The sequence below is a fragment of the Kitasatospora sp. NPDC002227 genome, from assembly GCF_040296285.1.
In the GTDB taxonomy this organism is placed as follows: Bacteria; Actinomycetota; Actinomycetes; order Streptomycetales; family Streptomycetaceae; genus Kitasatospora.
The window spans coordinates 63,667-83,535 of sequence record NZ_JBEOWY010000025.1 but is presented as its reverse complement, the minus strand read 5'-3'; the positions used below and the strand labels follow the sequence as shown (position 1 = coordinate 83,535).

General features: G+C 71.9%; 16 protein-coding genes. 15 read left to right on the top strand and 1 reads right to left on the bottom strand.

The annotated features are described in order from the left end of the window. Positions 1-40: 40 nt before the first annotated feature. From ftsZ to ABT095_RS22340, 5 genes are all read left to right on the top strand, one after another. Positions 41-1,240, top strand: coding sequence for a cell division protein FtsZ (gene ftsZ, locus ABT095_RS22360; protein ID WP_350531231.1), 1,200 nt, complete (start codon positions 41-43; stop codon positions 1,238-1,240). A 93-nt stretch (positions 1,241-1,333) separates the two neighbouring features. Next, on the top strand, positions 1,334-2,122 hold the full coding sequence (locus ABT095_RS22355) for a YggS family pyridoxal phosphate-dependent enzyme (protein WP_350531230.1): 789 nt from the start codon (positions 1,334-1,336) through the stop codon (positions 2,120-2,122). Between the two features lie 150 nt (positions 2,123-2,272). Then, complete coding sequence (locus ABT095_RS22350) at positions 2,273-2,872, top strand: cell division protein SepF (protein ID WP_350531229.1); 600 nt, start codon at positions 2,273-2,275, stop codon at positions 2,870-2,872. A 78-nt stretch (positions 2,873-2,950) separates the two neighbouring features. Next, entirely contained in the window at positions 2,951-3,241 is a 291-nt protein-coding gene (locus ABT095_RS22345; RefSeq protein WP_350531228.1) for a YggT family protein, read from the top strand. Between the two features lie 51 nt (positions 3,242-3,292). Next, positions 3,293-4,606 carry a DivIVA domain-containing protein gene (locus tag ABT095_RS22340; protein ID WP_350531227.1) on the top strand — a complete coding sequence of 438 codons (1,314 nt, stop codon included), beginning with the start codon at positions 3,293-3,295 and terminating at the stop codon, positions 4,604-4,606. A gap of 260 nt (positions 4,607-4,866) precedes the next feature. On the opposite strand, the gene ileS is transcribed toward ABT095_RS22340, so the two are convergent. Next, positions 4,867-7,995, bottom strand: coding sequence for an isoleucine--tRNA ligase (ileS, locus tag ABT095_RS22335; RefSeq protein ID WP_350531226.1), 3,129 nt, complete (start codon positions 7,993-7,995; stop codon positions 4,867-4,869). Positions 7,996-8,524: 529 nt separating this feature from the next. Between ileS and ABT095_RS22330 the strand changes: the two genes are divergently transcribed. From ABT095_RS22330 to ABT095_RS22285, 10 genes are all read left to right on the top strand, one after another. Continuing rightward, entirely contained in the window at positions 8,525-9,031 is a 507-nt protein-coding gene (locus ABT095_RS22330; RefSeq protein ID WP_350531225.1) for a TraR/DksA family transcriptional regulator, read from the top strand. 188 nt (positions 9,032-9,219) lie between these two features. Continuing rightward, positions 9,220-9,744, top strand: a complete 525-nt coding sequence (gene lspA / locus ABT095_RS22325) for a signal peptidase II (RefSeq protein WP_350531224.1) — start codon at positions 9,220-9,222, stop codon at positions 9,742-9,744. A 33-nt stretch (positions 9,745-9,777) separates the two neighbouring features. Continuing rightward, the gene (locus ABT095_RS22320; protein WP_350531223.1) at positions 9,778-10,716 is read left to right on the top strand and encodes an RluA family pseudouridine synthase; all 939 of its coding nucleotides are present in this window, start codon (positions 9,778-9,780) and stop codon (positions 10,714-10,716) included. Position 10,717: 1 nt separating this feature from the next. After that, positions 10,718-11,179: a GNAT family N-acetyltransferase gene (locus tag ABT095_RS22315; RefSeq protein ID WP_350531222.1), complete on the top strand. Its 462-nt coding sequence runs from the start codon at positions 10,718-10,720 to the stop codon at positions 11,177-11,179. A gap of 28 nt (positions 11,180-11,207) precedes the next feature. Beyond that, entirely contained in the window at positions 11,208-11,822 is a 615-nt protein-coding gene (locus ABT095_RS22310; protein ID WP_350531221.1) for a GNAT family N-acetyltransferase, read from the top strand. Between the two features lie 182 nt (positions 11,823-12,004). Next, positions 12,005-14,230, top strand: a complete 2,226-nt coding sequence (locus ABT095_RS22305) for a WD40 repeat domain-containing protein (RefSeq protein ID WP_350531220.1) — start codon at positions 12,005-12,007, stop codon at positions 14,228-14,230. A gap of 156 nt (positions 14,231-14,386) precedes the next feature. Next, positions 14,387-14,920 carry a hypothetical protein gene (locus ABT095_RS22300; protein ID WP_350531219.1) on the top strand — a complete coding sequence of 178 codons (534 nt, stop codon included), beginning with the start codon at positions 14,387-14,389 and terminating at the stop codon, positions 14,918-14,920. Between the two features lie 30 nt (positions 14,921-14,950). Continuing rightward, on the top strand, positions 14,951-17,101 hold the full coding sequence (locus ABT095_RS22295; protein WP_350531218.1) for a WXG100-like domain-containing protein: 2,151 nt from the start codon (positions 14,951-14,953) through the stop codon (positions 17,099-17,101). Between the two features lie 51 nt (positions 17,102-17,152). Continuing rightward, positions 17,153-18,160 (top strand): WXG100 family type VII secretion target, encoded by a 1,008-nt coding sequence (locus tag ABT095_RS22290; RefSeq protein ID WP_350531217.1) that lies wholly within the window; start codon positions 17,153-17,155, stop codon positions 18,158-18,160. 6 nt (positions 18,161-18,166) lie between these two features. Next, on the top strand, positions 18,167-19,869 hold a 1,703-nt coding region (locus tag ABT095_RS22285), incomplete at its 3' end, for a WXG100 family type VII secretion target (RefSeq protein ID WP_350531216.1).

Below are 19,869 nucleotides of genomic sequence, written 5' to 3'. Positions count from 1 at the left end.
GTGGGGCCGACCCGGAAATTCGAGGCGAGAGGCCTTCGACGTGGCAGCACCGCAGAACTACCTCGCAGTCATCAAGGTCGTCGGTATCGGCGGCGGTGGTGTCAACGCCATCAACCGGATGATCGAGGTCGGTCTCAAGGGCGTCGAGTTCATCGCGATCAACACCGATGCGCAGGCCCTCCTGATGAGCGACGCCGACGTCAAGCTCGACGTGGGCCGTGAACTCACCCGGGGCCTCGGCGCCGGGGCGAACCCCGAGGTCGGCCGCAAGGCCGCCGAGGACCACCGCGAGGAGATCGAGGAGGTCCTCAAGGGGGCCGACATGGTCTTCGTCACCGCCGGTGAGGGCGGCGGCACCGGCACCGGCGGCGCGCCGGTCGTGGCCAACATCGCCCGCTCGCTCGGCGCGCTCACCATCGGCGTGGTCACCCGCCCCTTCACCTTCGAGGGCCGCCGCCGCGCCAACCAGGCCGAGGACGGCATCGCCGGGCTGCGTGAGGAGGTCGACACCCTCATCGTCATCCCGAACGACCGGCTGCTCTCGATCTCGGACCGCCAGGTCTCGGTGCTCGACGCCTTCCGCTCCGCGGACCAGGTGCTGCTCTCCGGTGTCCAGGGCATCACCGACCTGATCACCACCCCCGGTCTGATCAACCTCGACTTCGCCGACGTCAAGTCGGTCATGTCGGACGCCGGCTCGGCCCTGATGGGCATCGGCTCGGCCCGCGGTGAGGACCGCGCCAAGGCCGCCGCCGTGATGGCGATCTCCTCGCCGCTCCTCGAGGCCTCGATCGACGGCGCCCGCGGCGTGCTGCTCTCCATCTCCGGCGGCTCCGACCTCGGCCTGTTCGAGATCAACGAGTCCGCCCAGCTGGTCAGCGAGGCCGCCCACCCCGAGGCCAACATCATCTTCGGTGCCGTCATCGACGACGCCCTGGGCGACGAGGTGCGCGTCACCGTCATCGCCGCCGGCTTCGACGGCGGCCAGCCCCCGGCCATCGTGCGCGACCCCGTGGTCAAGTCGACCCCGGCCGCCACCACCCCGGCCGCCCCGGAGCGCCCGGCCACCCGCCCCTCCTACGGGAGCATCGGCTCGGTGACGGCGCGTCCGGAGGAGTCGCGCGCCGCCGAGGCGCCGGTCACCACCGCCCCGCCGGTGCCGCCGCAGGTGCAGCCCGCGCGGCAGCCCTTCGTCGAGAGCCCGGCCGAGGAGCTCGACGTCCCCGACTTCTTGAAGTAGGCGCAGGACGAATCACGTGCTCACTTCGCCCCTCCGCCAGGGGGCGGGGTGAGCACACTGCTGTCACCACCGACTTTTGGACCGCTGACACTCATGACGAACGACATCTACGCGGCGTTCCCGGACCGCCCCGCCTTCGCGGCCGGCCTGACGGAGGCGCAGCTCGCGCGCTACGAGCAGCTCGGCACCAACCTCGAGGTGGTGGAGCGTCGGATCGCCGACGCCTGCGCGGCCGCCGGGCGCCCGCGCGAGGACGTGACCCTGGTCGTGGTGACCAAGACCTACCCGGCCGAGGACACCGCGCTGCTCGCCGCGCTCGGCGTCACCGACGTCGCCGAGAACCGCGACCAGGACGCCGCCCCGAAGGCCGAGCTCTGCGCCAAGCTGCCGCTGACCTGGCACTTCGTCGGCCAGCTGCAGACCAACAAGGTGCGCTCGGTGGTCTCGTACACGGACCTGGTGCACTCGGTGGACCGGGCCCGGCTGGTCGACTCGCTCTCGGCGGCGGTGCTCAAGCTGGAGCGCGGGCCGCTCGGCTGCCTGGTGCAGGTCGCGCTCGACAAGGAGGCCGGTGAGGGCGAGGGCCGTGCCGGAGTCGCCCCGGACGACGTGCTGGCGCTGGCGGACAGGATCGCCGACACGCCCGGACTGCAGCTGGCCGGTGTGATGACCGTCGCTCCGCTGGCGGGGCCGCTGGCCGGGGATCCGGCGCGTGCCTTCGATCGGCTGGCGGAAATCGCAACCGCCGTACGGGCGGCCCATCCTGCTGCCACCATGGTCTCCGCGGGAATGAGCGGTGACCTTGAGCAGGCCGTATCAGCCGGAGCGACACATGTACGCGTCGGTACGGCGGTGCTCGGAGTGCGGTCACCGCTCCGGTAACGTCACCAGGTAGTAGATCACACTGCAGGACAAAACGGGACAGAAGCCTATAACTGTCCATGATTTGACGGACCGTGGATCGCTTTCTCCGCGGGCGAAGGCCGCCAGGTGACGGAGCCGATCCACCATGACGCGGAGGAGACAAGGAGCATGGCCGGCGCAATGCGCAAGATGGCGGTCTACCTCGGCCTCGTGGAGGACGAGACGTACGACGGCCAGGGGTACGACCCCGACGACGACTACGACACGGACCCCGAGCCGATGCGGACCGGACGCACGGAGGACCTCCAGCGGCCCGCCGCCGCGCCGGCCCCGGTCGCGCACATCGCTCCCCAGCCCGTCCCGGCCGCCGTGCCGATCCGGCCGGAGCCCCCGCGGATGGCCCCAGTGTCGTCCATCACACCCGACCGCCGCCACAACCTGGAGAAGAGCGCCCCGGTGATCATGCCCAAGGTCGTGAACGAACGTGAGCCGTACCGCATCACCACGCTGCACCCCCGGACCTACAACGAGGCCCGTACCATCGGGGAACAGTTCCGTGGCGGCACCCCGGTGATCATGAATCTGACCGAGATGGACGACACCGACGCGAAGCGACTCGTAGACTTCGCCGCTGGACTCGTCTTCGGTCTGCACGGCAGTATCGAGCGAGTGACGCAGAAGGTGTTCCTGCTGTCTCCTGCTAACGTCGACGTAACGGCGGAGGACAAGGCTCGGATCGCCGAGGGTGGGTTCTTCAACCAGAGCTGACCCGGCCACGACTTCACGTGTGGGTCCAACAACAGTGAGTGACTGACGGATCGTCGGTCAGGGAGAGGGAAGAACGGGATGGGGATCGTGAGGGACGTGCTCTTCTGGGCACTCACCGTCTTCCTGCTGATCCTGCTCTTCCGGCTCGTGATGGACTGGGTCTTCCAGTTCGCACGGTCCTGGCGTCCGCAGCGGGCCATGGTCATGGTCCTGGAAGCCACCTACACTGTCACGGACCCGCCGCTCAAGCTTCTTCGGCGCTTCATCCCGCCGTTGCGACTCGGGGGCGTGGCACTCGACCTGTCCTTCTTCGTACTGATGATCATTGTGTTTGTCCTGAGATCGCTCGTGCTGACTCTGCCGTCTTGAGCGCTGCACCAGGATGCCGGTTGTTGCCGACGATCACGTTGAGGTGAAGAGATGCCATTGACCCCCGAGGACGTTCGGAACAAGCAGTTCACGACCGTCCGCCTGCGCGAAGGCTATGACGAGGATGAGGTCGATGCCTTCCTCGACGAGGTCGAGGCCGAGCTGACGCGCCTGCTGCGCGAGAACGAGGACCTGCGGGCCAAGCTGGCCGCCGCGACTCGTGCCGCCGCGCAGAACCAGGCCAACATGCGCAAGGAGCAGCAGCCGCAGGACGCCCGCCCGGGCGCTCCCGTGCCGGCCGCCATATCCGGTCCTCCGGTGCCGGGCCAGCAGGGCCCCGGCCAGCCGATGGGCCAGCCGCAGCTCGGTGGCCCGCAGCAGATGGGTCAGCAGCAGATGGGCAACCAGCCCCTCGGCCTGCCCTCCGGCGCCCCGCAGCTCCCGGCCGGCCCCGGCCAGCAGATGGGCCAGCAGCAGATGCCGCAGCAGATGGGTCAGACCATGGGCGGCCAGCAGCAGCTGGTGCAGCCGATGGGCGGCCAGATGCTGCAGCCGATGGGCGGCCCGATGGGCCAGCAGCCCATGCAGCAGCAGATGGGCCAGACCATGGGCGGCCAGCAGCAGCTGCAGCCGATGGGCGGCCCGATGGGTCAGCAGCTCGGTGGCCCCATGGGCCAGCCGATGCAGCAGCAGCCTGGCGGCGACAGCGCGGCCCGCGTGCTCGCGCTCGCTCAGCAGACCGCGGACCAGGCGATCTCCGAGGCCCGTTCCGAGGCCAACAAGATCGTCGGCGAGGCGCGCAGCCGTGCCGAGGGCCTGGAGCGGGACGCCCGCGCCAAGGCCGACGCGCTGGAGCGGGACGCGCAGGAGAAGCACCGCGTGGCGATGGGCTCCCTGGAGTCCGCCCGCGCGACGCTGGAGCGCAAGGTCGAGGACCTGCGGGCCTTCGAGCGTGAGTACCGCACCCGCCTGAAGTCGTACCTGGAGACCCAGTTGCGTCAGCTGGAGTCGCAGGCCGACGACTCGCTGGCCCCGCCGCGGATCCCGGCCACGGCCTCGCTGCCGCCGGCCGCTTCCTCGATGGCGCCCGCCGGGTCGTCCGCGATGAGCAGCCAGCCCTCCTTCGGGGGTCAGCAGTCCTTCGGCGGCGGCACCAGCAGCCCGTCCTTCGGTGGCAACACCCCGTCGTTCGGCGGCCAGTCGGGCGGCTTCGGCTCCCAGCCGAACGGTGGCGCGGCCTCCCAGATGGCGCCGGTCGGCATGACCCAGCCGATGGCCGCGGTCCGCCCGCAGCCGCCGCAGCCGATGCAGCAGGCTCCGGCCCCGATGCGCGGCTTCCTCATCGACGAGGACGGCGACAACTAAGCAGCAACCACGAACGCCCCTGTCCGCGAGAGCGGGCGGGGGCGTTTTTGGCATGCGGGCGAGTTGCACTACCCAGGGGCGCGAGGAACTGCGCGAGGTCGGGAGAAGCCGACCTGCCGCTCTTCCGCAGAGAGCCAGTTGCAAATGCTAGGGGCGCGAGGAACTGCGCGAGCGCGGAAGGCTCCGACCTGGACTCTTCCGGTTTCGCGCAGTTCCCCGCGCCCCTGGGTAGTGCAACTGGCTGTGGGGTGCCTAACCCTTTAGGCCTTGCGGAGCTGGAAGCTCAGGCCGAGGGACTCGTCGGTGAAGGTCTCCGAGTCCCAGTCCGCCGCGCCGGCGGCGAAGTCGGTGGCGAGGACTTCGTCGGCGACCAGGCGGGTGTGTTCGGCGATGGCCTCGGCGGTCTCCTCCGCCGTGGCGCGCCAGCGCAGGACGATGCGGTCGGCGACGTCCAGGCCGGAGTTCTTGCGGGCCTCCTGGATCTGGCGGATGGCGTCGCGGGCGACGCCGAGCCGCTTGAGCTCCGGGGTGAGGTGCAGGTCCAGGGCGACGGTCGCCCCGGCCTCGTTGGCCACGGCCCAGCCCTCGCGCGGGGTCTCGGTGATGATCACCTCATCGGGCGAGAGGGCGATGGTCTCGCCGTTCAGCTCGACCGAGGCCGAGCCGGTGGCGCGGAGGTCGGCCGCGAGGACGGCGGCGTCCGCGGCGGCGACCACCTTGGCCACGTCCTGCACACCCTTGCCGAAGCGCTTGCCGAGCGCGCGGAAGTTCGCCTTCGCGGTGGTGTCGACCAGCGAACCCCCCACCTCGGCCAGGGATTCGAGCACCTCGACGTTGAGCTCCTCGGCGATCTGCGCCCGCAGGGCGGCCGGCAGCTCCTCCCAGCCCTGGGCGGCGATCAGCGCCCGGGAGAGCGGCTGACGGGTCTTCATGCCCGACTCGGCGCGAGTCGAGCGGCCGAGCTCGACCAGGCGGCGGACCAGCGCCATGTGCCGGGAGAGGTCGGCGTCGATCAGCGTCTCGTCCGCGACCGGCCAGGAGGCCAGGTGCACCGAGGACGGCGCCTCCGGGGCCACGGGAACGACCAGGTCCTGCCAGACCCGCTCGGTGATGAACGGGGTGAGCGGGGCCATCAGGCGGGTCACCGTCTCCAGCGCCTCGTGCAGGGTGGCGAGCGCGGCGGCGTCCCCCTGCCAGAAGCGGCGGCGGCCGCGGCGGACGTACCAGTTGGAGAGGTCGTCGACGAAGGCGGAGAGCAGCTTGCCGGCCCGGTGGGTGTCGTACGCCTCCAGCGAGGCGTCGACCTCGCGGACGAGGGTGTTGAGCTCGGAGAGCACCCAGCGGTCCAGCTGCGGGCGCTCGGCCGGGGCCGGGTCGTTCGCCGAGGGAGCCCAGCCGGTGGTGCGGGCGTACAGGGCCTGGAAGGCGACGGTGTTCCAGTAGGTCAGCAGCGTCTTGCGGACGACCTCCTGGATGGTGCCGTGGCCCACGCGCCGCGCGGACCAGGGCGAACCGCCGGCGGCCATGAACCAGCGCACCGCGTCGGCGCCGTGCTGGTCCATCAGCGGGATCGGCTGCAGGATGTTGCCGAGGTGCTTGGACATCTTGCGGCCGTCCTCGGCGAGGATGTGGCCGAGGCAGACCACGTTCTCGTAGGAGGACTTGTCGAAGACCAGGGTGCCGACGGCCATCAGCGTGTAGAACCAGCCGCGGGTCTGGTCGATCGCCTCGGAGATGAACTGCGCCGGGTAGCGCTTCTCGAACAGCTCCTTGTTCTGGTACGGGTAGCCGTACTGGGCGAAGGGCATCGAGCCCGAGTCGTACCAGGCGTCGATCACCTCGGGCACGCGCACGGCGGTGCCGGAGCACTCGCGGCAGTCGAAGGTGACCGCGTCGATGTACGGGCGGTGCGGGTCCAGCTCGCTCTGGTCGGTGCCGGTCAGCTCGGTGAGCTCGGCCAGCGAGCCGACGCAGGTGAGGTGGCCCTCGTCACAGCGCCAGATCGGCAGCGGGGTGCCCCAGTAGCGGTTGCGGGAGAGCGCCCAGTCGATGTTGTTGTTCAGCCAGTCGCCGAAGCGGCCGTGCTTGACCGTCTCCGGGTGCCAGTTGGTGGCCTCGTTCTCCCGGATCATCGCGTCCTTGACGGCGGTGGTCCGGACGTACCAGGACGGCTGCGCGTAGTAGAGCAGTGCGGTGTGGCAGCGCCAGCAGTGCGGGTAGCTGTGCTCGTACGGGACGTGCTTGAACAGCAGGCCGCGCTCGGCGAGGTCCTTGACCAGGGTCTCGTCGGCCTTCTTGAAGAAGACGCCGCCGACGAGGGGGACGTCGGCCGAGAAGGTGCCGTCGGCCTCGACCGGGTTGACCACCGGCAGGCCGTACTTGCGGCAGGTCGCGAGGTCGTCCGCACCGAAGGCCGGGGCCTGGTGGACGATACCGGTGCCGTCCTCGGTGGTGACGTAGTCGGCGTTGAGGACGTAGTGGGCGTTCTCCAGCTCGACCAGGTCGAACGGGCGCCGGTAGGCCCAGCGCTCCATCTCGGCACCGGTGAAGTGCTCACCGGTGGTCTCCCAGCCCTCGCCGAGCGCCTTGCCGACCAGCGGCTCGGCGACGACCAGGCGCTCGGTGCCGTCGGTGGCGACCACGTAGGTCACCTCCGGGTGCACGGCGGCGGCGGTGTTGGAGACCAGGGTCCACGGGGTGGTGGTCCACACCAGCAGGGCGGCGTTGCCGGCCAGCGGGCCGGAGGTGAGCGGGAAGCGGACGAAGACCGAGGGGTCGACCACGGTCTCGTAGCCCTGGGCCAGCTCGTGGTCCGAGAGGCCGGTGCCGCAGCGCGGGCACCAGGGGGCGACGCGGTGGTCCTGCACCAGCAGGCCCTTGTCGAAGATCTGCTTGAGCGACCACCAGACCGACTGCACGTAGGACGGGTCCATGGTGCGGTAGGCGTCGTCGAGGTCGACCCAGTAGCCCATCCGCTCGGTCAGCTCGACGAAGGCGTCGGTGTACCGGGTGACGGACTCGCGGCACTTGGCGTTGAACTCGGCGATGCCGTACTTCTCGATGTCCTGCTTGCCCGAGAAGCCCAATTCCTTCTCGACGGCGAGCTCGACCGGGAGGCCGTGGCAGTCCCAGCCGGCCTTGCGGGCGACGTGGTAGCCCTTCATCGTGCGGTAGCGCGGGAAGACGTCCTTGAAGACGCGGGCCTCGATGTGGTGGGCGCCCGGCATGCCGTTGGCGGTCGGCGGGCCCTCGTAGAAGACCCACTCGGGGCGGCCCTCGGACTGCTCCAGGCTCCGCTGGAAGACCTTGTGGTCCTGCCAGAAGCTGAGGATCTGGTGCTCGAGAGCGGGCAGGTCGACCTGCGCGGGGACGGCGTTGTAGGTACTCATCGGGGGTGTCTACCTCCGGCGGATGGTTTACGGGATCCGACGGAGGGACGAGACGGCATGCCGCCCCGCGGTACCACCCTCCTTGGCCGCGTGGTGCTCGATGCGGCCCGCTCTTTGGGCTTGCGACCGGGTCTACTGAGCCCGCGTGAAGCGGGCCGTTCTTCCGGCGGCTCCGGGGTGATCTTCCCGCCGTGCACACCCCCGGGCTCGCACCACCCCCGGGTCGCTCCTGGCTGCGTACGTCGGTACTCGTCCCATCTGCGCCTTGCGGGCACCAGTGTAGTGGTTAGCCGATGTCGATCTGGGCACATTTTGGTCAGCACCCGGGTGGTGCGGCCGGAGGTCTCGGTATGTCCCGTTGTGACCGGATTTGATAGGGATTATCGTTCCGGCACCGGAGACCGCCGGGAACCGACGGTCTGTTTCGTTCGTGAATGAGGTCGAAGCCATGACTGAGAAGGCATCCGGCGCGGGTACAGCCACCAAGCCGGCACGCAAGGTCGTGGCGGACGACTCAGGGGAGGGGACCGTGAGCACTACACGGCGTAAGACCGGCACCACCGGGCGGGTCGCGGCCACCAGCCGGGGCCGCACCAGCTCGGGCACCGGTGCCAGGGGCGGGGGCGCCGAATCGGTCGACCCGGCGGAGCTGCCGGTGCGCCCGGGGGAGGACCCGTGGACGGCCGCCGAGGTGGTCGAGCTGCACGCGGAGCTGAACAGCGAGCTGGAGCGGCTGACCGCCGAGATCGACGCCTCCGAGGCCGCGATCACCGGCCTGATGCGCGACTCCAACGACGGCGCGGGTGACGACCAGGTCGACGCGGGCACGAAGAACATCAACCGGGAGAGCGAGGTCGCCCTCGCCAACAACGCCCGGGACGCGCTGGCCCAGACCGAGCGCGCGCTGGCCCGCCTGGAGGGCGTCGGCTTCGGCCTGTGCGAGTCCTGCGGTCAGGCCGTGGGCAAGGCGCGGCTGCAGGCCTTCCCCCGGGCGACGCTCTGTGTGCAGTGCAAGGCCAAGCAGGAACGCCGCTGACGGGGTGCGAGCCCACGGGGTCGGGTGCCGTACGCTCGACCCCGTAACGTCGGCCCTTCCCCTTCCGTTCACTCCCGGGCGGCGGGGAGCACCAGATGGCAGCGGAGCGGATCATCAGCACTCCAGGTTCCCCCCAGACCCAGGACGACGCCGTCCCGACCACGCTCCCGGAAGGCTCGGAAGGTGACGTGAGCTCCGCACCCGTGAAGCGCCGCCGGGTCGGTGTGCTGGTGGTGATCGCCCTGCTCGCCTACCTGATCGACCTCGGCAGCAAGCTGCTGGTGGTGGCCCGGCTCGAGGGCAGGCAGCCGATCGAGGTCGCGGGGGACATCGTCACCCTGCAGGTGATCCGCAACGCGGGCGCCGCCTTCGGGATGGGCCAGGCGATGACCATCGTCTTCACGATGATCGCCGCCGCCGTGATCGTGGTGATCTGGCGGATCGCCCGCCGCCTCTACAGCCTGCCCTGGGCGATCGCGCTCGGCCTGCTGCTGGGCGGCGCCTTCGGCAACCTCACCGACCGCCTGTTCCGGGCCCCCGGGGTCTTCCGCGGGCATGTGGTGGACTTCATCTCGGTGCAGCACTTCGCCGTCTTCAACCTGGCCGACTCGGCCATTGTCTGCGGCGGCATCCTGGTGGTCCTGCTCTCCTTCCGGGGCAGCAACCCCGACGGCAGCATGCACCAGAGCGCCAAGGCGGACGCCGCGGAGTAAGGGGACGGGCTGCGGTCCGGCATACTCGTACGGGTGAGTACCGCAGCGCAGACCCGCAGCCTCCCCGTTCCCGACGGCCTGGAGGGCGAGCGACTCGACGCCGCCCTGGCCCGGATGTTCGGTTTCTCCCGGACGAAGGCCGCCGAGCTGGCCGCCGACGGCAAGGTGACCATCGACGGCGCCGTGGCGGGCAAGTCCGACCGCGTGGTGGCCGGCAGCTGGCTCGAGGTCGAGATCCCGGCCCCCGCCGCGCCCGTGCAGATCGTGGCCGAGCCCGTCGAGGGGATGCGGATCATCCACGACGACGAGCACATCGTGGTGGTCGACAAGCCGGTCGGCGTCGCGGCCCACCCGAGCCCCGGCTGGACCGGCACCACCGTGATCGGCGGCCTGGCCGCCGCGGGCTACCGCATCTCCACCTCCGGCGCGGCCGAGCGCCAGGGCGTGGTGCACCGCCTGGACGTGGGCACCTCCGGCCTGATGGTGGTCGCCAAGTCCGAGCGCGCGTACACCGACCTCAAGCGGCAGTTCCACGACCGCATCGTGGAGAAGAAGTACAACACCCTCGTCCAGGGCCACCCGGACCCGATGAGCGGCACCGTGGACGCGCCGATCGGCCGCCACCCGTCCTCCGACTGGAAGTGGGCCGTCACCCGCGACGGCAAGGCCTCGGTCACCCACTACGACCTGATCGAGGCGTACCGGGCGGCCTCGCTGCTCGACATCAAGCTGGAGACCGGCCGCACGCACCAGATCCGGGTGCACATGTCCGCCCTGCGGCACCCCTGCGTCGGCGACCTCACCTACGGTGCCGACCCGACGCTGGCCAAGCGGCTCGGGCTGACCCGGCAGTGGCTGCACGCGGTGTCGCTCGGCTTCGAGCACCCGGCGGACGGCGAGTGGGTGCAGTTCTCCAGCGAGTACCCCGCCGACCTGCGCAAGGCCCTCGACATCATCGCCTCGGAGAGCTGAGATGACGGTTTCCATCCGGGTGGCCTCGGGCGCGGGGGACCTCGCGCTGGTGCACGCCGTGCGGCGGGAGGTCTTCATCGTCGAGCAGGAGATCCCCGAGCACCTGGAGTGGGACGACCTGGACGGGACGTCGGAGCACCTGCTGGCGGTCGACGCCGCGGGCACTCCGCTCGGCACCGCCCGGCTGATCCACGGCGAGCAGGCGCTGGCCCAGACCGGGGGGATCGAGGGGCGGGTCCTGCTCGGCCGCCTTGCCGTGGTCAAGGCGGCTCGGGGGACGGGGCTCGGGGCCGCGCTGGTCCGCGCGATCGAGGTGGCCGGCCAGGCCCGGGGCGCCTCCTCGCTGGAGCTGCACGCGCAGGTCCGGGCCGGGGGCTTCTACGAGCGGCTGGGTTACGTGGCCGAGGGGCCCGTGTACGACGACGCGGGGATTCCGCACCGGACGATGGTGCGCGAGTTCTAGAGACGACAGTCAGGGGCGCGAGTTCTGCTTGATCCAGCAGAACTCGCGCCCCTGGCCGTTTCAACGGCAAGAGATGGGGAGAAACGTGACGGGTTTGGGGGAGTTCTCTGCACTGACTGACCGTGAGGTCGTGTTGCGGAGGCCGGTGTCGGGGGATGCGCCGATGGTGCTGGCGGGGAGTCAGGACCCGCTGGTGCGGGAGTTCATGCAAGGTGTCTTCCCTCACGCTGACGAGGCGGCGGCCGCGCGGTGGATCGAGACCGTGCCGCCGCTGCTGTGGGAGCAGGGCAGGGCCGCGTACTTCACCGTCGAATCGGATGGACTCCCGGTCGGCTGGGGGGAGTTGGTGGCCGTGAAGCGCGCCGAGGGGACGGCCGAGGCGGCGGTCTGGCTGCTGCCTCAGGCGCGTCGGATGCGGACCGCCACGGCTGCGCTGCGCCTGGTCTGCCGCTACGGATTCGAGCAACTGGACCTGCGGCGTATAGACGCGTACGCGGCAGCGGATAATATGCCCGTTCAGGTGGTCGGAGCTTTCATCGGATTCCGGCGTGCGGGTTTTCGCCCGGGCCTGTTCCGTAGCTCGCGCACGCATCAGCTGCACGACGCGGTGCACGCCACGCTGGTCCCTGAAGATTTGTGCTGATACCAACACAGCCGGGAGGCGGCGGAGGATTCGCACGCTCCCGGCCCATGTGAACGATGTTACGCGGGGAGCGGCAGCTGAATGCCGATCTTGCCCTGCGGCTACCCGGATGGACGATTCCTCTGCCTGAACGGGCAGATCAGGGGCACCGCTCGATCGCAGAGCGGAGGAGGGGGCCTGGAATGGCGGACATGGAGGGGCAGCGCACGGAGGGGGCCCAGGGGCCCGGCATCCGGCTCGGCTTCGGCGGGGAGGAGCTGCCCGGGGGGCGTACGGAGCTGCTGCTCGGCGTCGACGGTGCGCTGCGGGTCGAACGGCTGACGGCACAGGGGCGCACCACCCGGCTCGGCCGGGTGGACGGGGCGCTGACGGTGCGTCTGCTCGCCGCACTGCGCGCCGCGGGGCCGGGCCTGACGGGGGCGGAGGCGCCGGCGGGGGCCACCACGTTGCGGGTCACCGGAGTACTGCCGGGGGGTGACGCGCAGTGGGCTGACGGTACGTCAACTCCGCTGCCCGAGACCGCGCGCCTGCTGGAGGTGCTGGCCGCCCAGGCGCTGGACCCGGCGACGCCGAGCGTCCTGCCGGCCCCGGCCGCCGTGCTGGGTGCCCCGATTCACGTGCCGGTCGCTCCGCAGGCCAGGGCCGTGATCGGTGCGGTCGAGGGTCGTCCGGCGTACGCGATCGCCGAGACCGGTCAGGGCTACGGTCTGGCGGATCTGGCCACCCGGGAGTCGCTCGGCAGTTCCGGCTCGGATGCGGGATTGGTGCCCACCTCGGTGGCGCTGGCCACGGTGGACGGCCGGGAGGTCTTCGCCGTCGGCGCCGAGGACGGTGCGGTGCAGGTCTGGGACGCCGTCAGCGGCGTCCTGCTGCACGGGACTTCCGGTGGTGAGGGCGCGCAGGTGGTGACCGCCGGGCTGGTGCACGGTGTACCGCTGGCCTTTTCGGCCGGGGCGCAGGGCGATATCCGGGCCTGGCGTGCCGAGGACGGCCGCCCGCTCGGCCTGCTCGACGTCGAGGGGGCGGGCGCGGCCGCGCTCGCGTACGCGCGCTGCGCGGGGGTGCATCTGCTGGCGGCCGCCGGGGAGGACGCGGTCGTGCGGGTCTGGGACGTCTCCTCGGGGCAGCGCCTGCACCTGCTGGTGGGCCACCGGGCCCGGGTGACCACGCTGGCGGTGCTGACGGTCAACGACCAGGCCCTGCTCGCCTCGGCGGGGCAGGACGGCGAGATCCGCCTGTGGGACTTGGCGACCGGCCTGCCGCATGCCGTGCTGACCGGGCACTCCGCCACGGTCACCGGTCTGGTCTTCCTCGAGGTGGACGGCGCTCCGCTGCTGGCCTCGAGTTCGCTCGACGGCACGGTACGGACCTGGGACGTGTACGAGGGCACCGCCAAGCACGGCTGGCCGGCCGGGACGGGCTGGCTCACCGCCGTCGCCTCGCTCGACATCGGCGGCGCCCCGGCCGTGGTGACCGGTGACGAGCATGGGCGGATCGCTCTCTGGCACCCCGTCAGCGGTGCTGCCCTGGGCGCCCACGACCTCGGCGCCGCGGTCAACGCGCTGGCCGTCACCGAGCTGGACGGCCGCCCGGCCATCGTCACCGGCCACGCCGATGGCTCGGTGCGGCTGACCGATGCCGCCAGCCGCACCGAGGTGTGGTCGCTGGCTGCCGAGGGCGGCCCGGTCATCTCACTGGCCGTCGGCGAGGGCGTACTGGTCTGCGGCACCGCCGCCGGGGCAGTGCGCTGCCACACACTGCGCACCGGTGTGAAGCTCTCGGTGCCCACCCCGCACGCTGGTCCGGTCACCGCGCTCGGCTTCGCCGCCGAGGCGCCCGGTGGTGCGGCAGCGCTGCTCGTCTCGGCCGGGGCGGACGGGACGGTGCGGGTCCGGCAGGCGCTGGACGGGACGCCGTTGGTGCAGTTCACCGCCCACCCGCAGGGTGTGACCGCGATGGCGCTCGGGCTCTCCGACGGTCACCGGCTGCTGGCGACCGCCGGGGCCGAGGGCACCGTCCGGCTGTGGGACGCCGCGAGCGGCGGGGCGGGCCCGGTGCTCGACGGACTGTCGGCCCCCGCCGAGACGCTGACCTTCGCCGTTGCCGGGGACTCTCCCGTGGTGGTGGCGGGAACGGCCGACGGCAAGGTGCTGGTCTGGGGCGTGCGTGACGGTGTCCGGACGGCTTCCTTCGACGGCGGCGGAACCGCGGTGCGGGCGCTGGCCGTCCAGAGTCTTGACGGCGAAGTGCTGCTGGCGGCCGGTGACGAGACGTCAACTCTGCGGCTGTGGCACCTGGCCAGCGGCACGCTGCTGAACGAGGCGGCGTTGGACGATGTCGCGCTCGCCATCGCCTTCGGTGAGGCCGGGCTGCACGTGGTCGGCGTGGACGGGCCGACCCTGCTCTGACGCGCTGCTCCGAGGTGTTGCCCGGAGCGGGACGGTCGACCCCTCTGTCTACGCGGGTCGACCCGCTGTCCATTGGTTGTTGATCGGCGGGGGCCAGAGTGACTCACCGTCGGTCGGGTGATCCGTGACCGAATGACCGTGTGAAGGGAAGAGGCTGTGGCCGGAGCGTCGTTCCAGATCGACCTCGGAGAGGTCGAGTCAGCCGCCAAGCTGATCAGAAGCATGCTCGACGACCTGGAGGGTCCGGCCAACCACCTGGAGTCGGTGGTCAAGCAGGTGCAGAAGTCCGTCTACGGCACCGACCTGCTGGGCAAGGCGCTGAACGGCTCCTCCTCCTCGGTGGGCGGGGTGGCCGAGCACCAGCAGCAGGTGCTGGAGGGCATCCGGTCCTACCTCGCCAACTCGGGTGCGATGGCGGCGAATCTGCTGCAGATGGTGTCGAGCCACCGCCTCACGGACGACCAGAACTCGCAGGACCTGAACAAGGTCCTCAGGGACGGCGGCTCCGGCTCCGCGCCGAAGCCCGCCCCCGTGGTGGCTCCCACGCCCGTGGTGGCTCCCACCCCCGTCAAGGACCAGGACCCGGGCTACGTGCCGCCGGAGGCGCCGAAGCTCGACTACAACCACCCGAACCCGGTGTTCCCGATGCCGCACGCGGGTGGCGGCGGCCCCCATCGCTCCGAAATCTGAACCGGCCCAGCCAGAAAGTGACGCGTCATCATGATCGAGCTGCCGTCCGACCTCGCTGAGGTGCTGAAGACCGTCCAGAAGAACGAGAACGGCACGGACATCACCTTCCCGAACGGCAACGAGGACCTGCTCGCGGACCTCGCCGCCGCCTGGGACAACTGGAACAAGGTGGCCGAGAGCCGCATCCAGACCATCATCGACGCCGCCAAGCGCGCGATGGAGCACATGTCCGGCCCGGCGGCCGAGCAGTACGAGGCGTACCTGCAGAAGTACGCGGGCCGGGACGACTCGCACGCCGCCACCACCCTGCTGGCCGGGCAGGCCATGGCCACCAACCTGCACGGCTCCGCCCGCGCCGTCATCGCAGCGAAGAAGGAGATGGTGCGGGAGCTGGCGTACGCGAAGGAGTACATGCAGCAGCACCCGGAGGGCAAGCACGACGACATCGCCAAGTCCGAGGGCATCAAGACGGCCGCGCAGACCTACCACACGTACATCGGGCAGGTCGGCTCCGGCGTGGACAGCATGCTGCGCAAGAGCGCCGGCCACATCGAGTCGATGACCGGCGCGGGCAAGTCCTGTGCGCTGGGTGGCGGCGCAGGTGGGAGCGGTGGTGGACCGGGCGGTGGCGGTCCGGGCAGCTCGCGGGTGGGGCTAGACGGTCTGGGACCGAACGGACTGCCCCTCGGTGTGGGCCCGGCCGTGCTGCCGGACGGCACGTCGAGGAGCGGCACGGGGCCGAACGGCCTGGCGGGCCCGCTGGGGCCGGACGGGCTGCCGATCGGGCTGGGGCCGGGCGGGTTGCCGGCCGGTTCGCGCCCGGGCGGCTTCGGCGGCCCGGGTGGCGGCGGTGACGGGAAGGGGAGTCCCGGTGCCGGCAGCCACAGCATGCCGAACATCCCGGTCGGGAAGCCGCCGCAGATGCCCGACTTCGGCGACGGCCGCAGCGGCGGTGACGGCAGCGGGATCGGAAGCCCAAAGCCGACGGCGGAGACCCCGCGCATCCAGCCCTTCGTCCCGCTGAGGCCGACCATGCCGGACCTCGGCGGCCCCGGCCCCGGCCTCTCCCCGGGAGGGCAGCCAGGCGGGGGCCCCGACGGCTGCTTCGGTCCGGACGGGAAGCCGGTTTTCACCATGCCGACCGGTCCGGATGTCAAGAAGCTCGGTCTGGACGGGCTCCTTGACCACGGCCCGCAGATGAGTGGTCCGGCGGGCCCGGGGCTGGCGCCGTTCGGCAGTGGTCCGGGCGCCGGGAGCTTCGGCGGTGGCGGTGGTGGCGGCGGCGGCGGCCTGGCCGCCGGGCTCGGGGCCGGTGGGCTCGGGAGCGCGCTCGGCAGTTCGCTCGCCGGTGCGGGGTCGTCGATGGGCGCCGGTGCGAGCGCGCTGACCGGGGCCGGTGCGGCCGCCTCGCGGCTCGGCACGAGTACGGGTGCCGGCAGCGCGGCGGGCAAGGCCGGCCTCACCGGAGCGGGTACCGCCGCTGGTACGGCGGGACGCCCCGGGGCGGCTGGGATGCATGCCCCCGGCGGGCTCGGCGGAGCACGCGGCGGCGGTAGGAAGGACGGGAAGAGCGGCAACCGCTTCGTCCGGCCGACCCGCTTCGGATGTGAGGGCGAGGAAGAGGAGGAGGCGCTGCGCACCGATCGCGGCATCGTCGGCCAGGCCACCGAGGTGGAACCCCGGGACAAGAACTGGCACCGGATGCGGCAGCGCTGGGTGGACGAGGCCCGCACGCCGGAGCACCTGGCGGCGCACGAGGCGGAGACGGCCGGGCCCACGGGTGCGGACAGTCCGCTCGTGGCGCAGTTGGCGAGCGCGATCCTCGGCACACCCGCGGAGGGTACGGCCGAGGGCGGCGCCTCGGCGGATTCGAGTGACGAGCACGGTACGGCGGCGGGCGGTTCGGGGCTCGGCCGGTCGGGGGCGGCTGAGCCCGCCCCGGCGACCGAGCCGACGAGTGCGACCGGCGGCGATGGCGAGGACCAGGCGTACCTGGACCGGGCCCGGTCCGTGGCCGCCCGGCGCGGGCGGCCGGACGAAGCCCCCGCCGGTGAGGCCACCGCGCCCGCGACGACCGCCACCAGGCCCGCGCCGCTGCGGGAGGAGGAGGGGTTCCAGGTGCCCAGCCCCTTCCTGCGGGCCGCCCTCGCCCGGCTCGCCGCCGGCGGCGGCGGGGCCTGACGGCCTCCCGTCCGATCCCTGCTCCCTACCGCTACCGAACGAGGACCCCCGATGAGCGACCAGCACAGCGAAGAGATCCCGGCGCAGGAGACTCCGCGGCTGCGGGAGGGCTTCCTCCTCCCGCGGGAGGAGGCGCCCACGGAGGCGGTCTCCTTCGAGCGGGTGGCGGAGCGGGCGGAGCCGGTGCGGATGCGGCTGCGGGAGACGGAGTCGGTTCCGGCGGAGATGCCGCTTCAAGCGGAGACGCCGCTTCAGGCGGTGGAGCGGGAGCGGGCGCCGCTGCAGCCGCTGGAGCAGGACCGGATCCCGCTGCGGCCCACCGAGCAGGAGCGGGTGGCCCCGCAGCCGTTCGAGCAGGACCGGATGCCGCTGCAGCCGGTGGAGCGGGCGGAGCCGGTGCAGGCGCGGCTGCGGGAGGCGGAGTCGGTTCCGGCGGAGGCGACGCTTCAGCCGCTGGAGCAGGAGCGGGCGCCGCTGCAGCCGACGGAGCGGGGCCGGCCGGTGTCGGACCAGGACGAGTCGCCGCGGCTGATGCCGGAGGAACGCGCGGCGCCCACCCGGCTGACGCCGCGGATGGGTACGACGATGGCCGGGCAGCGGGCCGGGGCGGCGAACGCGCAGGGGGGCGGCGGGGGCGCCGGGCAGGGGTTCCAGGTCGACGTGGACCAGTACCGGGCAGCCGTCAGCCCGGTACTCGAAGCGGCCGACCAGATAACCCAACTCGCCACCCGCCTCTCGTCCTACCTCACCGGGGCGGAGGGAAGCTCGCCCTGGGGCGATGACGAATCGGGGAAGCAGTTCGCCGAGGGCGAGAAGGGCTACCTCAAGTACAGCAAGGAGACCCAGAGCGGTCTCAAGAGCCTCGGCTCCGGGCTCAAGCAGGTCTCCGACGGCCTGAAGTCGATGGCGGACGGATACCAGAACTCCGAGCAGTCCCTGACGGGCGAGTTCAACGGCCAGGACGGTGGCGGCCAGGTCGGTGCGACCCCGCCCCCCGCTTACACGGCGCAGCTGCCGACCATGCCGTACAACCTGCGCCCCACGACCGGAAAGCACTGACTCGTTATGGCTGTCGAACTTCCCGAGCCCCTTCAGTGGGTCCTGCTGCTGCTCGCCGGTACCCGCTGGCCCGAGGCCGACGAGGGCGAGTTGCGCGACATGGCCAAGGAGTGGCGCACGGCCGCCGACGACCTGGAGCACGCCGCCAGGTCCGCCGACAGCGCCGTCCAGCGCGCGCTGGACGGCCAGCAGGGCAACGCCGCCGAAGCGTTGGGCAAGCACTGGGCCCAGTTCACCACCGGCAAGGGCACCGAACAGGACCCCGGGTACTTCCCCGGCACGATCCAGGCCTGCCGTGGCATGGGCGACATGCTGGAGGGCATGGCCAACTCGGCCGAGACCGCGAAGATCCAGATCATCGCCCAACTCGGCATCCTGGCCTTCGAGATCGCGACCGCCGAGGCGGAGGCGCCGTTCACGGCGGGGGCCTCGCTGCTGGAGATCCCGGCGGCCATCGCCATCGGGCGGGAGGCCGTCACGGCCATCCTGAAGAAGCTGCTCCAGGAGGCCCTCAAGCACGCGATCAAGATGGGCGTCCAGATGGGCGCCATCAACCTGATGGCCCAGACCATCGAGGTGGCCGAGGGTCACCGCAAGAGCATCGACGTGAAGGAGCTCGGCAAGGCGGTCGAGGGCGGCGCGATCTCCGGGGCGATCGGCAACCAGCTGGGCAAGGAGCTGGGGGCGGTCGGCGGCAAGGTGCTGCCGAAGGGCGCGATGGACTCGCTCGGCGGCAAGGTGGTGCACGGCGCCGCGACCGGTGTCGGCACCGACGTCCTGACCCAGCTGGCCATGACCGGCAAGGTCGACCCCAACAGCCTGCTCGGCTCCGGCCTCTCCGGTGGGGCCGGAGCCGGCCTGCACGCGGGGGCCAACGCCGCCCGCGAACACTTCAACGGCCCGCCGAAGTTCGCGCCGCCGCACGGCGAGATCGGTGGCCCGGTGCCGTCCGGCTCGGGCGGCCGCCAGGACGGCCCGCCGCCGTCCACGCCTCATGGCGAGATCGGCGACCCGGTCCCGTCCGGCTCGGGCGGCCGCCAGGACGGCCCACCGAGCAGCTCGGAGCACAGCACCTACCACGGGCCTGACGGGTCGCCGACCGGCGAGAGCCGTCCTGGTGGCCTGACGCCGTTCGGCGCGGACCGTCCGTCGGGCCCGGCCGGTGGTGGCTCGGAGCTCGGCGCGAACCGCCCCGCCAAGGACTCCGGCACGCCCTACGTGGAGAACGCCCGGCAGGACGCCGCGCCGCCGGCCGCGAACCACCTCGGCGAGGACGTCGCAGCGCGGACCGAGCCCACGCCCGGTGGGGAGCGGACTGGGCGGGCGCCGGAGCCGGTGGTTGATTCGCATGAGGTGTCGTCGGTGCGGGAGCCCGCGCCCGAGGCCGGGCCGGTGCGGGAGCCGGTCGACCTGCACGAGGTCTCGTCGGTGCGGGAGCCGGTGGCTGAGCGGCCGGTGGAGGAGCCGTTGGCTTCGCGTGTGACCGAGCAGGAGCCGATGGCGGAGCGGCCGTCGGGTGAGGTGCCGCAGGTGGTGCGGGAGCCCGCGCCGGAGGCCGGGCCGGTGCGGGAGCCGGTGGCTGAGCGGCCGGTGGAGGCGCCGGTTGACCTGCATGAGGTCTCGTCGGTGCGGGAGCCGGTGGCTGAGCGGCCGGTGGAGGAGCCGTTGGCTTCGCGTGTGACCGAGCAGGAGCCGATGGCGGAGCGGCC